Raw genomic sequence first — 19,819 nt, forward strand, 5'->3', positions numbered from 1 at the left:
TTTGTATTGCTTATGCGATCTGTTTTTGGGTTAATTCATGTCGAATCGTGCGTTAATATTTTTATTTTTATTTCTTTTTCAAATAATTACGCATAAACTTGCATAAATACTTCTCTTTTTATAGTATTGTAATATAATTGGTGTAGACCTCGGGTTGGAATCTCCCGTTATGATCAGTTATTAACAACTAACTAAATACCATGAATAAAAAATTACTCTTAATCTGCTCAGGAGTGATGCTATCTACCAGTTTATGGGCACAGACCAAAACGATTACAGGTAAGGTGACAAATGCGTCGGACGGTGGGTCTATGGCAAATGTTACGGTAAGCATCAAAGGTAAACCTGTCAGTACACAAACTAATCCAGATGGAAGTTTCACAATTAAAGCCGAGCCCGGAGATATTTTAATTTTTAGGGCTGTTGGTTCCAAAGAAAAACAGCAACTCGTGGGCTCGGATGCTACAATCAATATTTCTCTTACTGGTAGCGAGGAAGCTCTTGAGGAGGTAGTTGTGACAGCGATGGGGATTAAAAAAGAGAAGAAAGCCTTAGGTTATGCTGTTCAGGATATCAAGTCTGATGAATTGATGAAGAATAAGACTGCCAATGTGGTTAACTCATTAGCGGGCAAGATAGCCGGTGTCAACGTAACGCAGGCTTCGGGCTCTGCGGGGGCTGGAGCACAAATTATCTTACGCGGGGGGACATCTTTGGAGCGGGATAATCAACCTCTGTTTGTTGTAGATGGGGTAATCTATGATAACTCTACAGTTATCGGAGGAAATAGTGCATTCGATGGGGCACAAGCTACAGCAACTTCCAATAGTAACCGTGTGATGGATATTAATCCAGAAGATATTGATAATGTCTCGGTATTGAAAGGACCTGCGGCGGCGGCATTATATGGGTCGCGGGCGGCTGCAGGAGCCATTATTATTACTACAAAAAAAGGGCAGGAAGGTCGTACTGAAATCGGTTTTTCAAGTAGATTTTCAAATAACTGGGTTAATCGGTTGCCGGAGCAACAAGGAAAATATAAACGTGGCTATTACAATAGTGCTGGCGTATTGGATGATTATACAACTCAATCTTGGGGTGAAAAATTTGGAAATAATGATGTCGTGTATAACAACGTGAAAGATTTTTTCCAGCATTCAACAGTATTTGATAATACGGTTAATTTATCGGGGGGAAGTAAAAATGGATCCTTCTATTTGTCTGGTTCTCGCTTTGACCAAAAAGGGATCGTTCCAAATACGAGCTTTGATAAAACCACATTCCGCTTTAATGGTGATCAAAAATTTGGTAAGTTGACTGTAGGTGCCAATGTCGGGTATTCGCTGGCTAATACAGATAAAACGTTGACCTCTGCTGGTTTATGGGGTTCAGGTGGTGCGGGAGCGATGGAGTCCTTGTATAGTTGGTCGCGAAGCGATAATATGAGAAAATACCTTAACGACGATGGGACAAAGTATCGGATGTTTGAAGGACGTCAGCCTTTGGAATCAGATGTCGAAAATCCATATTGGACGATTAACCGGAATATATTAGGGGATAATACAGAGCGTATTACGGGAAGTATCAATGCTACGATGCCTATTTTTGACTGGTGGAACCTTACCTATCGTGTGGGAATGGATAGTTACCTGACAAAAAACTCAACGATTATCGGTGAAGGAGGTGCAATCAAAAAACCTTGGCAACAGGGGATGATGTCTGAGAGTGATTTCAAATACAACTATTGGTCTTCCAATATCATGTCCAATTTCAATAAAAAGGTGGGCGATTTTGATCTGGGGGCTTTAGTAGGTTTTTTCTCTGAGCAAACCAAAACAACCAATAATCGGCGGATGGGCTATCATTTTGAAGCGCCTGGTTTTTACAGTTTTGAAAATATAGAATTGGCGAATAAGCAGTTTAGCGTTAATAATACAAAGAAACGTTTATTTGGTTTATATGGTGAGTTTCGCGCTTCCTATAAAAATATGTTGTTTTTGAATGTTACGGGTAGAAATGACTGGGCATCAACACTTCCTGCGGATAATAGGTCTTATTTTTATCCTTCTGTCGGCGGTAGTTTTGTGTTCACTGAGCTGATGAAAGACAGTCGTCCAGAATGGCTGGATTTTGGAAAGTTAAGAGCGTCTTGGGCGAGAGTTGGAAAAGATGCTGATCCTTATGTTACGAATACCTATCTGTGGAAACCAATTCAATATTTAGGTGGAATAGTTGGACTGGGAAATAATTGGCAGAAAGGTAATCCGTATTTGAGGCCAGAGACAACAGGCTCGTTTGAAATTGGGGCTGAATTGCGTTTCTTTAAAGGCCGATTGGGAATAGATTATGCTTACTATACTAACAATTCCTACAATCAGATTCTATCTCCTCGTTTGGCTCAATCTATTGGTTATATCTTTGCTTCGGTTAATGCTGGTGATATATACAACAAAGGAATGGAATTGTCTCTGACTGGCAAGCCGATTGTTAAGAAAGACTTTGTTTGGGAATCGACATTAAATATGTCCAGAAATAAAGGGACAGTAGATAATCTATTGGCGGGTGTCAATATTCTTTATGTGACTGATGTGCAGGTTGGTAATGCAAAAGCAGCTTCTTTTAATGGCGGAAATTTTATGGGAATCTCTGGTTCGCAATGGACACGGACTCCTGATGGAAAGGTTGTTTTGGATGTAAATACAGGTATGCCAGTAAGTGACAACCAAGTGACATATAATATTGGAAACCGTGAACCTAAGTTGACAGGTGGATTCAATAATAGCTTGACCTATAAGAATTTTAACCTTTCCTTCTTATTTGACTTCCGTATAGGCGGTGACATTTATAACGGTACAGATTATGCGATGACGGTCGGTGGGATGAGTAAACGAACTGAGGATCGTGATCAGCTGGTATTGAGCGGTGCAATCCGTAATGGAGGAACGAATGATGCTCCGGTATATGAAGACAAGACGTTTACATTTTTAGCGGATCAGATGTACGACGTTAAAGGGGTGTCTACCAGTGGAAGAAAGATTATCCAGGATTATTGGAGTGATTTTTACGCACGGGAAAGCGCAAACTTTATGGTGAAGACAAACTGGTTGCGGTTGCGCAATATCTCTGTTGCTTATAATTTCTCGGATGGTGTATTAAAGAATGCCGGTGTTTCAAAAGTTGTAAAAGGTTTGACAGCAACGTTGACGGGAACTAACTTATGGTTATTGACCAATTATAAAGGGCTTGATCCGGAAGCGTCGGCTGCTGGTTCTGGTGTGAGAGGTTCGAGTTCGGTAGGGATAGATTATAATGGTGTCCCTAGTACGGCTGGCGTTATGTTTGGTTTAAATTTTAGATTTTAAGATAGAAAAGTCATGAATAAATATAAGAGAATAGTCTCATTTCTGTTGGTTCTAACTTTATTTTCGTCCTGTAGCAAAAATTGGTTGGATATCAATGTAGATCCAAATACGCCGTCGAGTACTGTCGCTTCGGTGCAAAGTCGTCTGGCGTGGATACAGCATTATTATTTATATGCGCAAGGGACAGCAGGAACACGCGCAAGCTTTGTGACACAGCAATTGACATTTGTCAATGGTACAGCTTCAAATAGTATGATTGCTGGCTGGAATCCTCTGCCTGGTATGTCAACAACACCTTATCAATTCTTTTTTATAGGAGCAGGGGCAAACTTCAAGGATATGGAGGAAAAGGCAAAATCTGAAAATGCTTATCACTATCTTGGAGCATTGCATGCTATTCGTGCTATGGGCTTTATGCTGATGACAGATTGGTACGGCGAGATGCCGTATACAGAAGCATTGGGGTCTTATATTACGCCAAAATTTGACGATGGAAAGGTGATTTTCGAGGGTTGTCTTGCTGATATAGATAAGGCAATCGAATATTTCAATATGGCGCAACCGGCTGCTACTGCCCCTTTATCTGCAGGTGATAGCTGGAATGGTGGTGATGTCAAGAAATGGTTGAAAATGTGTTATGGGCTAAAAGCAAGGTGGCTAAATAATCTTTCAAAAAAGACTAGTTTGTATAAGCCTGATGAAATATTGACAGCGTTAAACAATGCTGCTACTTCAATTGGAGAGAGTACAGTGGTGTCGCATATTGATGATAAATCAGACAATATTGGTGATATCCTTTTTGCAGATCCTGTTAAAACGTCGATTGTGTTTAACAATGCTGGAATGAATACAAATACTTTGGTTACCAAATGGTATGAAGATCTTCTGACCAACTTTGATAATAAAGGTGTGGAAGATCCGCGGGCGGATAAATTACTCCCTTGGGCAGAGTTCGGTTCACCAAAGAAATTTGTTCGTTCGAAAGGAGTTGATATGAAATCAAATATTAGGATGAATTCAGGGCCAATAGCATCATCTTACAACGATAAATCAGTTGCAATCCAAAGCAATGGACGGAGTGTTGCTCCACACTCATGGTATATCAACAATGCTAATACTGCACGATGGGGTGATACGGTGTATGTTTCGATTAAAAGTAGTTCCGTCGGATATGATAGCGATGTGTCCGATATATATAAATGGAATGATGGTACGGTTGCTGCTTCGGGTACATTTTACTCGCGCCCTGATGCGCCGACTCATTTAGTTGCTTATCCTGAAATGTGTTTTATCAAAGCTGAAGTGCTATTCAATAAGGGGGATAAGGCTGGAGCTTTTAATGCGTATAAAGATGGGATTAAAGCACATATAGATTTAATGAATGCCAAATTAAACACTTACGGAAATGTTAATGTGAGTAAATCCCCGATGGACCAAACTAAAATTGATAATTTCCTTAATAAAGGTATTGGCACTGCTGGAGATATCACACTGGCAAAAATTATGATGCAGAAATTTATTGCCCTATCATTCTCACAACAGAATTGGAACGATATGCGTCGTTATGATTTCAGTAATTCCGTGTATCCGGGTTGGGCTGTGCCTTACGAATATACAGTAACCGCCGCCGCTCAGACGAAAATACCAATCGGAAAACAGTTTAGAAGAGTACGTCAGGTTTCTCACGAAATCAATTATAATTCAGATAATCTGAAAGCTTCTCATCCAAATGCGCTAAATGACGATATATGGTCATTCCCGGTTTGGTGGGATATCAAAGAATAGATTAAATTTGAAAGCCGCAACTGCGGCTTTCTTCATATAATATTTTTCGTAATGCAATACTTAATAAAATTTTTCTTTGTCGTACTTCCATTTTCGCTTTTCGCTCAATCACCTAAGATTGTTCAAAAGCCGATCACGTGGAATCAGGAGCGGATACAGTTATCCCTTGATTATTTGAAAAATAGGCATGGTTTAAACCAGTCTGCACCGACAATACAGCCAAAAATGGTTGTCGTTCACTGGACTGCAAACAATAGTGTGAAAGCAACATTCAACACGTTCAATCCGGTGAAACTGCCGGGAAGACCCGAACTGACAAAAGCCAGTGCCCTAAATGTCTCTTCCCAGTATGTCATTGACCGTGATGGAACGATCTATCAATTTTTGCCCGATACCGTTTTTGCCCGACATACTATTGGACTCAACTACTGTGCGATCGGTATCGAGAATATAGGTAGCCGTCAGAACCCCTTGACGGATGCCCAATTAAAAGCAAATGAAGAACTTATTCGTTGCCTCAGTAAGATGTATCCCATTGAATATGTGATCGGTCATCATGAGTACCAGCGCTTTAAAAAGACTGCCTTATGGAAGGAAACTGATCCGAAATATATCACAGGTAAAGATGATCCGGGGGATAAGTTTATGCAGCGATTGAGAAAATATCTTGCTGATCTTAAATTAAGTAAAATACCGTAATTTTTTTGTACTTTATAAAGCCGAATGAATCCTGTTTATTCGGCTTTTTTCGTTATTAAGCGTTTTTTTTATTGTCTTTTGTTTTAATATATGCGTTTTTATGCTATATTTGGTAAAAGAAATATATAAACCAATATTTTTACCTAAAATCCATTTTGTAAATGATGGGTGATTTGAGAAATTTCGTCTCGGTAGCTACTTGCTAGGCAAGGGGGCTATATAGTTATTAAACCTAATTAACTAATTAAATTATTTATGTATGAAAAGAAGTCTGCTCTTGCTAATGAGCTTACTATGTATGTACTGTACTGTTTTTTCCCAAAAAATCATTACAGGTAAAGTAACCGATTTAAAAGGTGAAGCGTTAAGAGGCGTTACCGTTCTGGAAAAAGGAAAGAACACGCAATCTGCTACAAATTCTGCGGGCGTTTACAAGATTACGACGGGTGACGATGCGACATTGGTCTTTCGGTCCGTAGGTTATGTGTCTAAAGAGGAGGTCGTTCGGGGACGGTCGGTTATTAATGTTGTTCTTTCGGATAATAGTGCTTCAATAGATGAGGTTGTTGTGACTGCCTACGGTATAAAGAGGGATAGAAAAACCTTGGGGTACTCAACGCCAATCGTTTCTGGTGATGATGTGTCAGATACACAGCGGGAATCCTTTTTTCAGGGGCTGCAAGGTCGTGTGCCCGGTTTGTCAATTAATAGTACGAGCGGTTTGCCCGGTGCTTCTGCTCAGATTGTCCTTCGTGGATTTGCCTCCATATCTGGAGATAATAATGCACTTATTGTTGTGGATGGCATACCTATCAATAATTCCACAATCAATGAGAATGATTTGGCAAGTAATGGCGCGAATCAGAGTTTGGATTATTCCAATAGAGCCATGGATATCAATCCGGATGATATTGAGACCTATACGGTTTTAAAGGGGCCTGAAGCTACAGCTCAGTTCGGCAGTCAAGGTGCTGGTGGAGCTATTTTGATTACAACAAAACGCGGTAAGGTGGGTAAATTTACTACGAACTATACCTTCTCGGGACGTGTTGAGAGCGTTAATAAATTTCCTGAAAGACAATATGTTTATGCACAAGGGTTAAATGGCTCTTATGATGGGACGGCATTGACAGCGCTTGGGCCCCGTTATCCTGAAGGTGTTCATATCTATGAGGATAATGTGCAAAATTTCTTTACAACGGGATATAATCAAAAGCATAGCCTAGCTTTTGAGGGTGGAACAGAAAAGGTGACTTATCGCTGGTCAAACGAGTATAATAACAATACAGGAATTGTTCCTAATACACTGTATAGGCGCTTTTCAACGCGCTTAAACAGTACAGCTAAATTTGGAGATAAATTAGAATTCAATACTTCGCTCAATTATATTTATTCAAAAAATGATAAGGTTAGGCGCGGTGCATCCGGTTATCTGATGACATTGATGAGTTTTAATCCTATTTTTGATGTTCGTGACTGGATTGATGAAAAGGGAAACCGTGTGCTTCATAACTCCGATATTTTTAATGAAAGGGATAATCCTTTTTGGGATGTTTATCGTAATACAGCTCATGATATTGTTAATCGTGTGCTTGCAACTTCTAATATCACCTATCGGGCAAACAATTGGTTGAGCCTTAATGGGATTATTGGGGTTGATTATTCTAATACGCTGGGCCAAAGTGTGTATCACCCGCAATCTTATTCTGGTTCTGGTTCTGCTAGTGCTGTACGAAATGGTTCGATTAACGAATACCAGGTAAATGGCCGTATTCTTTCAGGATCTTTCATGGCTAACGTAAAAAAGAATTTGTCAAAAGACTTTTCTTTTCGTGCAAATCTTGGAGCTGAATTTAAGGATTATGACTTTTTGACAAATTCACAATATGGCGAAGATTTTTATGATCCAGACTTTTATAGCATTAATAATACTTTTCCAAGTTCACGGCTTGTAAAGAGTGCTGCGGCGAATTTTCGGACAGTGGGATTTATGGCACAGACCGGGTTTGGTTATCTAAATGATATGATTTACCTGAATTTGACCGGTCGTTTAGATGCGGCCTCGCGTATGATGCCTAATAATCCATACTTTGCCTATCCTTCTGCTTCCTTGGCTTTTAATTTTACCGACCTGGATTTTTTCAAAGAGAAGGTGTCTTGGATGACCAACGGAAAGTATCGGATTTCGGTAGGTACGACTGGGAAAGCTCCTTATAAGAGTTATTATACCCTTTCAAATTTTGAACCAAAGAATACGACGGGCGGAGGGTTTGCCTATGGTGTTAATGGTGGAAACCCTAATTTGAAAGCAGAAAAAACGAGAGATTTTGAAACAGGTTTAGAGTTGGCCTTGCTGGATAGGAGACTGACCTTTGATTTTAGTTATTTTAATCGGTTAAGTACCGGCCAGATTATTATGCCTAGATTGAGTTATGGCTCCGGATTTGTGCTGCGCATGATGAATGGCGGTGAAGTGAAAACTTATGGTACGGAATTGCAGACAACGATTAATCCGATCAGAAGGGATAATCTTAATTGGGATCTAACCTTCAACTTTACACAATATAAGGGTAAGGTGCTGTCGCTTGCGGAGGATCTTCCGGAGCTATACGAATCAGATACCCAAGTATTGGGTGGTGTTCGCTCTGGAGTGGTTCCGGGGTACAGTATTGGTACGTTGACGGGTACCCGATTCAAGAGAAATGATCGTGGTGATGTCTTGATCAATGCACAGACAGGATTGCCAATTGCAGGTACAGACCGCTATTATCCTATTGGAGATCGTATTCCTGATTTTACGCTTGGAATCATCAATAAATTGACCTATAAGGATTTTTACCTTACATTTTTGTGGGATTGGCGAAAAGGTGGGGATGTACTGAATGGGTTGGATTATCGGTTGTATATCAATGGGATGTCTTCTAAAACGTTGAATAGGGAAGAGCCAAGGGTGATTCAAGGAGTGCTGGAGGATGGCTTGCAGAATACCGAAAATCCGACAATCAATAGGATTGCTGTGACACCTTATTCTTCTTCTGGGTATTATACTGTAAATACTGAACCTCAGATGTTTATAGAAAAGGATATTTATACAGTACGTCTGCGCGATGTTACATTGAGGTATAACTTGCCGAAGCATCTGACAAGAAAAATTGGGGAGCAAGCTGGTCTGAGTGTATTTTTTACAGCTACTGATGTTTTTTTGTTTACAAATTATACAGGATTAGATCCTGAAAGTAATATGAATACCCCTGGCTTAGGCGGTATTGGTGGCTATGGTATCGACTTTGGGAACATGGCGAAACCTAGGGGTTTTAACTTTGGTCTTACTTTAAAATTATAGGAGGAAAAAGAGATGCGGAGACGTTTCTATATAATCGTTGTTGCGGTGCTCATGGTGATGAGTGGTTGCAGAAAATACCTGGATATTAATGAAAATCCATCTAATCCACAATTGGTGAAAGCGGAATTGTTGCTGGCTCCCATAATAGCTCAAATGGCTAGTGGGTATTCGCAGGATCAGCGGCAAATGAATAAGTTTAATCAAAGCATCCTCGGGGGGAGCAGTGATGTTTCTTCCAAAGTTTGGGAAAAGCACGGTTTTCCTGAGAGGAGTGATGTTGGTGGAGTTATGTGGCGTATGGTATATTTTGATCTGGGTTTGAATCTGGAACGTATGATAAAAGATGCGGTTGAAAATGAAAAATATGAATATGCGGCGATAGGTTATGCGATAAAAGCCTGGGGCTATCAATCTTTGACAGATTACCATGGGCCAATTATTTTGGACGAGGCATTTCGTTCAAATCAGCTTTCGTTTAAATATAACGATCAGCCAGAGGTATATGCTAAGGTGAGGCAGTGGTGTGATTCTGCTTTGTTGTACCTGGATAAAAAAAGTCCAATAGATTATAGTGCTTCATTGAATTCGGTTAAGGGGGATAATTTGTACCGTGGCAACATGGAGCAGTGGCGGAGGTTTGTCTATGGCTTGAAAGCGATACAGTATATTCATTTGATAAACAAGCAGGATTTTAAAAATAAATATGTTGATTCTATTGCTCGATTTGTCGATTTGTCTTTCCAGTCTATAACTGATGACGCCGGGGTGAAATTTACTGGAGATAAATCTGCAAATGCAAATGTTGTGAGCGCGTTGTTTGGTATCTATACAACTTCATACTACAATCGTGCTGGAAAGCCTATCGTTAATTATCTTACGGGAGGGCTTCGTGGTACACCGATCGAAAATCCCAAATCTTCAACGGACCCTCGTTTATCCCGAATGCTGATGATGAATAATGCAAAGGATAGTATTTATATAGGTGGTGAGCCAAATGTCACCAACAGTACGGTACCCAATATTTTGGGTGAATTTGTGAACAATACATATCAAGGGAAATTTATCTTTAGAAATACTGTTGATTTTCCTTTAATGACATATGCACAGTTGCAGCTGGTAAAAGCGGAGGCGCTGTTTATTAAAGGTGATAAATCCGGGGCATATGATGCGTATCAAAAAGCAATTGTAGCCCATATGAACTTCGTAAATAGGTATATAGATAATAAAGAGGTCGCTATTTCACTGAATGATGTAAAGGCTTATCTGGAAGGTGGGGATGTCGCAAAGTCTGCTGCGGACTTGACTTTGGCTGATATTATGGGGCAAAAATATATTGTTCAATGGGGTTGGGGTGGTCTCGAGCAATGGTGTGATCTTAGGAAGTATCATTATAATCCTGACGTCTTTAAGCAATATATTCCTTTAAGTGGCAGTCAGCTTACTTATAATGATTACTGTTACAGGGTGCGGCCGCGGTATAATTCCGAGTATGTTTGGAATGAGAAAGAATTGGACCGCTGGGGAGCCCTGGATCCTGAATATGTGATTAAACCTACATGGTTTGTTACTTCTGAGAATTAAACAAAATAGATGGAGTGTTATGAGAATTTTAAATACAATTATGGTTTTTGGGCTGGTGGCATTTGGACTGGTTGCTTGTCAAAAATCTATTCAAGACTTTGGTCAAGTTGATTTCTTGGGTGAAAGCGATGTTATTGTTAAAATAAATATGGCGTCGATTTATCCTGATGACCGTTATATGTATGTTAAGTTTGATGGGCAACGCGTTACCTCTCTAATTAGGGGGCGGGAGCCGTTTCCGGGCGGTGGATATAACACAAGGGGTGATTCACGTCCAGATTTCTTGAAATATAAGGCGGGTAATATCAGAGTTCAGGTAGGGTTGCCTTATCGTGTGGATGATGGTAGGGATTCTGTTGTCCTGTATGAGGCGCAGGTAAATTTTGAGGCAGGAAAAAGGTATACCTTGCATGTCACTGATACTGCCAGTAATACCAGGATGATTTTGAATGAAGAGGATCTATCCCGCCCTGATTCTACAAAGGCCCGTTATCGATTCACGAATCTGATGCCTAATGTTCCTGCTATAGACTTGTACTATGGAGCGGCGGCAACTGCGGCTGAGCCGACTCAAGATTCGTTGGTCGCAAAAAATGTCAAATACTTGGAGACAAGTCCTTATTTTGAGTTGAACCGTATAGCGACAAGAACTTGGAAAATTCGTCCTGCGGGCGCTCCTGTCACAAATGCTTCGGTGATTGCATTTTATTCAAATGCAGGTGCTACGCTCGATCGGAGGTCGTATACAGTATACGCATTGGGATACAATGGGTTTACAAACACGATTATGAAACCTTATCTATCATTTTTTTTAGTTAGATAGTTATGAAAAAGAACCTATTAAATGGTCTCACTGGGATGGGGCTGATGCTTGCTTTGTTTTTTGCTTCTTTCGTTTCGTGTAAGAAACGGGATGATTATCCTAAATTCAATGAAAAAAAAGAAGAAATTGTTCCGGATGATATTATTCCTCCAGATAATAAAATTGAAAAAATTACCGAAAAAATTATTAATCAGGCGGATGTAGTTGGGCGTTTTCAGATGGATTCTACAGTCAATCTGGCTGATGGATTAGAAAGGACCCATATTCGCTTTCTCAATAAATTGAATCAACCAACGAGCATTCAGATCTTGGAGGTAGATCTCAAGAAAAAGATAGTTCCGTATGTGATGAGTTCATTTGATGATAATCTTTATGTTGCGCAACCGATTCCCGATATGGCTAAATATAATGCGGCTTCATCTGGAGGAGAGCTCCTTGCTGCAATTAATGGGGCTACTGCTTCTACTTATTCCTACATTAAAAATGGGCGGAAGATCAATATTTCTACTACTTCTGGAATAGAAAAGACCAGGCCATTTTTCGCTGTTCAGTTTGATGGGGCGTCCTTTATTGGAAATTGTTTTGATACGGTCCAGTTTAAATTTGAGCCTTATGATATCAACAAGTTTAAGGGGTTAATCTCTGGAACGAGCTGGTTGCAGTATAGGGGCGCTGTGATCGTATCTACATCGGCCGTGGTGCAGGCAAATACTGCACTCGGTTTGTCTTCTGATAAATCTACTTTGTATGCCGTTGTTGTTGATGGAGCCAATGGTAATTTTTCAGTTGGAATGACTTTTAATGATTTGGCGCGGGTCATGAAGGTAATTGGCTCTTATGATGCATTTGTGGTGAATAGTGGTAATGCTAGTGTGATGACTCAAAGTCAGTTTTCGGTAGGTTCGAGTGGACAGGCTGTGTGGAATATTGTAAATAGGCCTCCTGTAAGTATGGTGGGAAGTTTAAACGGGGTTGGCTTTGTGAAAATGAAATAATGCGGGTTAAAATAGCTTAAATCGATTAAAGTCGGAAGAATTTCTTCCGACTTTTTTATTGTATGTGATAAGCTTTTGGTGAGTTTTTTTTTGCTGTTTTGCCGTGTTTTGCCGTATTGTTAAGGATTTGTTAATTGTATCATATATATTACATTTATGTGTTTATAATACACTAAGGATCTAATGGTTGTTTCATATAATTTCTGTTTAATTCATTGTTAATTAGGTTTTTGTGTATTTGTTTAATTATTATGTTTACTGTTTAATAAGATGTTGTCTAAGAGGTTGTTTTCTTATTAATAAGTGAACACTTACTTTCATTTGCGTTTTTATGAGCATTTTTGTTTTAAAAACGAAAAGATTCACTTACTTTTATCCTGATTTTCAATTATCCATGCATAAAACTGCATTTTGTGGATGGTCTAATGTCTATTTATGATGAAACATACCTTGCTAAAATTAACCATTGTGGTCGCTACCTTCTCCTTTATCTCCTGTGGTCATTCACTTAGATCGGTTCAGGCGGATAAAAAAAGTGATGTAAGAGTGGTGGGAGAGACAGCCAGTGCTGTAATTACTCCGGGCGCTGACCAGTTGCCGTTGTATCTGTCACAGTTAAAAGGCAGGAAGGTTGGGATTATGGGAAATCAGACTTCAATTGTGGGGGCTGACAAAAGGCATCTCGTAGATGTTCTGCTTGAAAATAAAGTGGATCTGAAGTTTGCCTTTGCTCCAGAGCATGGTTTTCGTGGTAATGTTGAACGTGGAGAGAAATTTGGTAATGACATAGATCGCAAAACAGGATTGCCTTTGTTTACCCTGTATGGAGGAAATAAAAAACAAGATTCAATTGTCAATTCCATTGATGTGATGATTTTTGATTTACAAGATGTCGGTGCACGTTTCTATACGTATATTACTTCCTTGCACCGTGTCATGGAGTTATGCGCAAAGCACAATAAGAAGTTGATTGTGCTGGATCGTCCCAATCCAAACGGTGATCAGGTAGATGGTCCTGTGCGGCACGACGATAAATTTAAGTCTGATGTTTCCTGGCATAAAATCGCAATGATCCATGGGTTAACGATCGGTGAACTCGCGCAGATGATCAATGGGGAAAAATGGTTGGAGAATGGGCGTCAGGCTGACCTAGAGATAATAAAAGTTCAAAACTGGGATCATAAAAAGATGTACGATCTGCCGGTAATTCCATCGCCAAGCCTGCCTAATCAGCTTTCCGTGCGTCTGTATCTGTCTTTATGCTTGTTTGAAGGTACGGATATCTCGGTAGGCCGCGGTACTGACTGGCCCTTCCAGGTGCTGGGCTATACAAATCCAGTCTATGGGTCTTTCACTTTTACTCCAGGGGAGCGACATGGTATGTCAAAACATGTTGAGGGGAAAGGTGCTAAAAATTATGGTATTGATCTAAGAGGACTTGGTCCTGATAATCAAAAATTTACACTAAAATATCTTTTAGACTTCTATCAGAAAACACCAGACAAGTCCACTTTTTTTGCGAGACCTGAGTTTTTTGATAAGCTGGCTGGTACAGACCAGCTGCGCAAGCAGATTATTGCGGGAGAGTCCGAGGTGCAGATCCGGGAATCTTGGGCTGCTGACTTAAAGGCTTACAAACAGATGCGCAAAAAGTATCTGCTGTACACTGATTTTGAATGAGGTACGGCAAACAATACTAACGAATAACTAACAATACTAACTAGAATCATTTATTTTTAAAACTCTATAATCAATGAGAAAATTTGTACTATTTTCTGTTGCTCTTGGATTGAGTTTTCCTTCTGAATCCTATTCTTTCGTAAAGAAAGAGGGCGCTTTGAGCAGTGCTAACTTGACGGGTGCCCTGCTTCGCTCTTCATCGAAGACTTCGGTTCAAAATACGGTGCAAGGTACTGTAACGGATGGAAAAGGCCCAGTCTCAGAAGTAAGCGTTTCTGTCATTGGCGGAAATGTGTCTACAAAAACCGATGCGCAGGGGCATTTTAAGATTACAGCTGCGGTGGGAAGCAAATTGCGTTTTTCATCCATTGGGTATGTTGCGCAAGATGTCACCGTTACTTCGAATACACTTAATGTGACATTGGTTGATGATAATCAATCGTTGGAAGAAGTGGTTGTGGTAGGTTATGGTACCCAAAAGAAAGGAAATCTCACTGGTGCGGTTTCAACAATTAATGTAAAGGACAATTTACAGGGACGTGCTATTGCGGATATCGGCCGTGGTATTCAAGGGACTACACCGGGTTTGACTGTAGTCGTGCCAAGTGGAGAGGTCGGTTCTGATCCTGTGATGAAAATAAGGGGCCAGATAGGATCGATCGCTGGACAGTCGAATCCCTTGATTTTATTAGATAACGTGGAGATTCCAAGTATCCAGTTGGTTAACCCAGCGGATGTAGAATCCATTACGGTATTGAAAGATGCAGCGGCAGCTTCCATCTATGGGGCCAAAGCAGCATTTGGGGTGGTATTGATCACGTCAAAAAAAGGCGCTAAAGGTGGAGATACCTTTAATATCAGCTATAATAATAATTTTTCTTTCCAGAACTCAGCTGTTGACTATAATATGGGCGATGTGAATGCGCTTAAGTATTCGCTTGAGGCTGCGGAAAGGATTGGTGAAACCGAAGCGGGGGCATTCTATAAAGTCAATAGGCAGAGTTATGATCTAGCCGTTAAATGGAAAGAGAAATACGGCGGTACAATTGGTGCCAATGATCCGACTGTATATGGACGTGACTGGTATGTGAATCCTGCTGAGCCAACAAAAAAATATGGTGTCCGTACTTATAATGTACAGGATTATATGATTCGCAAGGCGGCGCCTACTTCACAGCATGATCTAAGTATCTCTGGTACTTCGGGAAAAACGGATTATAATCTAAGCATGGGCTTGTTGAATCAATCTGGAATGATGAAGCCTACTGACCACGATCAATTCAGACGGACAAATGCTGCTTTACGTTTGTCTACGGAATTGAATAAATACCTGACTGTACGTGGTGGTGCAATTGTGTCACGCCGCAAAAAGGAGTATCCGTATACGACAAGTTCCACAACGGCCGACCCTTGGTTGTACTTATACCGCTGGAGCTCGTTATATCCGATGGGCTACGATGAAAATGGTAAGATGATCCGGAGCCCATGGAGTGAAGTTTCTTCAGCAAATACGGCTAGTTTCCAAAATAATTATCTGAATTTGAATTTGGGAGCTACCGTAAATATTATGAAAAACTGGAAGATAGATTTTGATTATACCTTCTCTAATCAGGAAGAAATTACGACACAGCCGGGTACGCGTTTTACTGCTGCAGATTCTTGGATTGCAGGTGTGGCGCGTAAGGATGCGGCCGGAGCTCCAGTCTACGTCAATTCGGATGGTCAGGTTGTGCCTGCCGGTACACAGGGGGCTTCGGCAGCCTATGATCTGAATTATTATATGTATACTGCGAATGGAGCTAATCCAGACCATTTTCTACGTGCAGCGGGGAATCGCCGTAACAACACGATCAATGCTGTTACAACTTATAATTTGAATATTAATGATGACCATGAATTCAAGTTTTTGGCCGGTATCAACCGCGTGACCTTGGATTATGATATGAATTCCTCTCAGACCTTTAATCTGCTTGATATCAAAAATCCGCAGCTGGGATTTGGTGTGAATACTTCATCACAGCAAGCTAAAGGGGATGCTTTATGGGAGGCACAGCTCGGTTATTTTGGCCGTGTAAACTATGCGTACAAAAATAAGTACCTGTTTGAGGCTAATATCCGTTACGACGGTTCTTCGAAATTTCCAAAAGACCTGAAATGGCAATGGTTTCCTTCCTTTTCTGCTGGCTGGGTCGCATCCGAAGAAAGTTTTATGGAATGGGCAAAACCTACATTAAATCAATTGAAATTTAGAGGATCTTGGGGATCAATTGGGGATCAGACGGTATTGCCAAGTTTATATACTTCGACGCTGATTCCTGGTGATATCAACTGGTTGGGCGCAGATGGAAGCCGTTATTATAATATTGGAACACCATCAGCGGTGCTCAGTAGTTTGGGTTGGCAGCGAATTGAAACCACAGATATTGGTTTGGATATGCGGATGTTCAAAAATAAATTCGGCGTGGTGTTCGACTGGTACCGTCGTGATACAAAAAATATGATTGTTCCTAGTGGTAATGTCAGTGCGACTTTTGGTGCTCCGCCGCCACAGGGCAACTTTGGTGCATTGCGTACGCAAGGCTGGGAGTTGGCGATGGATTTCAATCACCGTTTTGAGAATGGGCTTGGATTCAATGTTCGTGGGACATTATCGGATGCTAAATCAACTATCCTGAAGTATACAGATACAAAAGTGATTTCTGATTACTATGTTGGTAAAGATGTTGGTGAAATTTGGGGTTACCGTACAGATAGGTTGTATCAGGCATCTGATTTTGAGTATGATGCTTCTGGAAAGATGGTGGAGATTGATATAAATCAGAAGAAATTTAATAAGCTTTCTGATCCAAATGGAGCGTATAATACATTTTCAACGGACAGTAAGTTCCGTTGGGGACCTGGAGATGTTAAGTTTGTTGATTTGAATGGTGACGGTAAGATCGATAAAGGAGCAGAAACATTAGGTGATCATGGTGATTTGGAGATTATCGGTAATGAAACTCCACGTTATGAATATGGTTTCCGTCTCGGGCTTGATTACAAAGGCTTTGATTTCTCTGCATTTTTACAAGGTGTGGGCAAGCGTCAACTTTGGGGGAATGGGTTCTTGACTATTCCCGGGTATAACTCGTCAGACGGTGCGATGCCTGCAGCAATTGCGGATAACTTCTGGACAAAAGATCATACAGATGCCTTCTATCCTGCTGCATTTAATAATGCGGCGAGTAATGATGCGAATAATATGGTAAAACAATCGCGTTATCTATTGGACATGTCTTATATGCGTATAAAGAATATTACGCTAGGGTATACTTTGCCTTCGTCATTGACAAATAAAGCTTATATCAAAACGGCAAGAATATATACTTCTTTAGAGAACTTTTTTACGTTTGATAAGTTGAATGGTTTGCCTGTTGACCCAGAGGCAATTAATGGTTTCTCTATATTTAATGAGAAGAATTACAACTCGGGTAGAACAGGGGTGGGGACGCCAATGTTCAAATCGGTTTCGTTTGGTGTCCAAGTTAACTTCTAAAATTTACAAAAATGAAACTTACAAAGAAAATAGCTTTTTTGGCGCTGGGGGCAACAGTTTTATTGTCCTCCTGTAATAAAGATGTTTTGGATCGTGATCAGTTAACCAATATAGAAGATCAAAATAGCTGGGGAAACGAGCTGGCTTTGCGTCTGTATGCAAATGGATTCTATCCGAATTTTTTTACTGGTAATAATTCGGGCTATGCAACTGCTTATGCTCCTGTAACAGGTTATAATTTTTCAGATGACCTGACAAAGAGAAATATTCAGGATAATTTTGAAAATACTGTTCCTTCTACCCGCAAAAATGAATATGCAAGTACAATTGCTTTGATGGAGACCCCGCAAATGTTGCGGGAATATTCAGGTCCAACATGGAATTTTGTTTATGTCAGAAAGGCAAATATTTTTGTTGACCGCATTGAGCGTGTAACCAGGCCTAATATTAATGATGAAACTTATCGTCACTGGATGGCTGTGGCTCGTTTTTTCAGGGGGTCGGAATATAGTCGTCTGGTAGAGGTGTTTGGTGATGTTCCTTATTATGATAAGGAGCTGAAAGATACTGAGACGGATCTTTTGTACAAAGACCGGGATAATCGCAGTGTGGTCATGGATCGCGTGTATGAAGATTTTCAATATGTACTGGATAACATGCGGACAAATGACGGGAAGCAATACCTAAATAAATATGTTGCAGCATCTTTTATTTCTCGTTATATGTTGTTCGAAGGGTCTTATTTATACTATCACAATATAGATAAAGAAAGAGCGAAGAAATATTTGGAGTTAGCTCAGAAAGCGGCCGAAGTTGTGATGAATTCTGGTGCTTATAAATTTACAAGTGATTTTAAGAGTCTTTTCGCGTCGGAGGATTTAAGTGCCAATCAGGAAGTGATCATGTATCGTGCTTATGACGCGACTAAAAATGTCACGCATAGTGTTGGTTCGTATAGCAACGGTACAGAACGTCAGGATAATGCATCCAATCTTGTTCTTGTCAAGTCGTTTCTGTGTAATGACGGAAAGCCTTGGCAAAACTCATCTGTGGCAAATGCGAACAGTTTCTCCATTAAAGATTTAGCTGTTACACGAGACCCTCGTTTTGAGGCTTCATTTTATGAGAAACCATTAACTTCCTCGTCGACTCTTTTTTACGCATTTAAATTTGCTTCAAGAGAGGCGTTAACCTATGTTGGTGGTAAATATCCAGCCGCTTGGGCCGGGATGACGAATACATCCGATGCGCCGGTCATCCGCCTGGCTGAGGTGGTACTTAATTTTGTCGAAGCGAAGCAGATTTTAGCTGAGGGATTTGGCGGTCCGACGGTGACGCAAGGTGATATAGATAAGTCTATTAATGCGATACGTACTCGTCCTATAGATGCTGTAGCTGCTGCAAAAGGGGTGCAGAAAACTGCGCCATTACAGATCGGAGCTATCGCAAATGACCCTACTAGAGATGCTGATGTGTCGCCGTTAACTTGGGAGATCCGCCGCGAACGTCGCATGGAATTTGTTTATGAAGGACTTCGTCTTCTGGATATTAAACGCTGGAAAAAACTAGATTATATGAATTTTGACAAAAATCCGGATTATTACCGTGGTCCTTGGGTTGATGTTCAGAAAGATATTCCGGCTTTGCTGGATCCTTCGAAGATAGGAGTTCTTCAAGTGGTGGATGCTACGAATAAAATCATCACTTATGATGGTAAGAACGCTAGTCAGATGGTTGGTTTCTATCTTGTCGAAACTGTACGAAATCGTGAGTCTTTCTCAGATCGCTCCTATATGGCTCCTGTTGGTCTTGAGCAGATAAATGAATATGCTTCGAAAGGTTATAAATTGACCCAAACGAAGGGTTGGTAATTCGATTCTTAGTAGTATTAAGCCTTGTCTAATTCTTAGACAAGGCTTTTTTGTAAATCCATCGAATATAAATAAGTGATATTTTTTAATCAAAAAAAACATCGTGCATAAAAACGCATTTTTGTTTGATATTTATGCATAAAAA

10 protein-coding genes are annotated in these 19,819 nt (G+C 40.3%); all 10 read left to right on the forward strand.

Annotated features, from left to right (window positions below):
• The first annotated feature begins 200 nt into the window (after positions 1–200).
• The 10 genes from DCO56_RS15820 to DCO56_RS15865 all read left to right on the forward strand — a co-directional run bounded on the left by DCO56_RS15820 (position 201) and on the right by DCO56_RS15865 (position 19,674).
• Positions 201–3,362 carry a SusC/RagA family TonB-linked outer membrane protein gene (locus DCO56_RS15820; protein ID WP_108634743.1) on the forward strand — a complete coding sequence of 1,054 codons (3,162 nt, stop codon included), beginning with the start codon at positions 201–203 and terminating at the stop codon, positions 3,360–3,362.
• 12 nt (positions 3,363–3,374) lie between these two features.
• Complete coding sequence (locus tag DCO56_RS15825) at positions 3,375–5,147, forward strand: SusD/RagB family nutrient-binding outer membrane lipoprotein (protein ID WP_108634744.1); 1,773 nt, start codon at positions 3,375–3,377, stop codon at positions 5,145–5,147.
• A gap of 51 nt (positions 5,148–5,198) precedes the next feature.
• Entirely contained in the window at positions 5,199–5,846 is a 648-nt protein-coding gene (locus tag DCO56_RS15830; RefSeq protein WP_108634745.1) for an N-acetylmuramoyl-L-alanine amidase, read from the forward strand.
• 259 nt (positions 5,847–6,105) lie between these two features.
• Positions 6,106–9,189: a SusC/RagA family TonB-linked outer membrane protein gene (locus tag DCO56_RS15835; protein ID WP_108634746.1), complete on the forward strand. Its 3,084-nt coding sequence runs from the start codon at positions 6,106–6,108 to the stop codon at positions 9,187–9,189.
• Between the two features lie 12 nt (positions 9,190–9,201).
• Positions 9,202–10,770: a SusD/RagB family nutrient-binding outer membrane lipoprotein gene (locus DCO56_RS15840; RefSeq protein WP_108634747.1), complete on the forward strand. Its 1,569-nt coding sequence runs from the start codon at positions 9,202–9,204 to the stop codon at positions 10,768–10,770.
• A gap of 19 nt (positions 10,771–10,789) precedes the next feature.
• Positions 10,790–11,593 (forward strand): DUF4397 domain-containing protein, encoded by an 804-nt coding sequence (locus DCO56_RS15845; RefSeq protein WP_108634748.1) that lies wholly within the window; start codon positions 10,790–10,792, stop codon positions 11,591–11,593.
• A gap of 2 nt (positions 11,594–11,595) precedes the next feature.
• On the forward strand, positions 11,596–12,588 hold the full coding sequence (locus tag DCO56_RS15850; RefSeq protein WP_108634749.1) for a phosphodiester glycosidase family protein: 993 nt from the start codon (positions 11,596–11,598) through the stop codon (positions 12,586–12,588).
• Between the two features lie 435 nt (positions 12,589–13,023).
• Complete coding sequence (locus DCO56_RS15855; RefSeq protein WP_245935847.1) at positions 13,024–14,268, forward strand: exo-beta-N-acetylmuramidase NamZ family protein; 1,245 nt, start codon at positions 13,024–13,026, stop codon at positions 14,266–14,268.
• Between the two features lie 73 nt (positions 14,269–14,341).
• Complete coding sequence (locus DCO56_RS15860; RefSeq protein WP_108634751.1) at positions 14,342–17,803, forward strand: SusC/RagA family TonB-linked outer membrane protein; 3,462 nt, start codon at positions 14,342–14,344, stop codon at positions 17,801–17,803.
• 11 nt (positions 17,804–17,814) lie between these two features.
• The gene (locus DCO56_RS15865) at positions 17,815–19,674 is read left to right on the forward strand and encodes a RagB/SusD family nutrient uptake outer membrane protein (RefSeq protein ID WP_108634752.1); all 1,860 of its coding nucleotides are present in this window, start codon (positions 17,815–17,817) and stop codon (positions 19,672–19,674) included.
• Positions 19,675–19,819 lie beyond the last annotated feature (145 nt).

The organism is Sphingobacterium athyrii (assembly GCF_003071065.1).
In the GTDB taxonomy this organism is placed as follows: Bacteria; Bacteroidota; Bacteroidia; order Sphingobacteriales; family Sphingobacteriaceae; genus Sphingobacterium; species Sphingobacterium athyrii.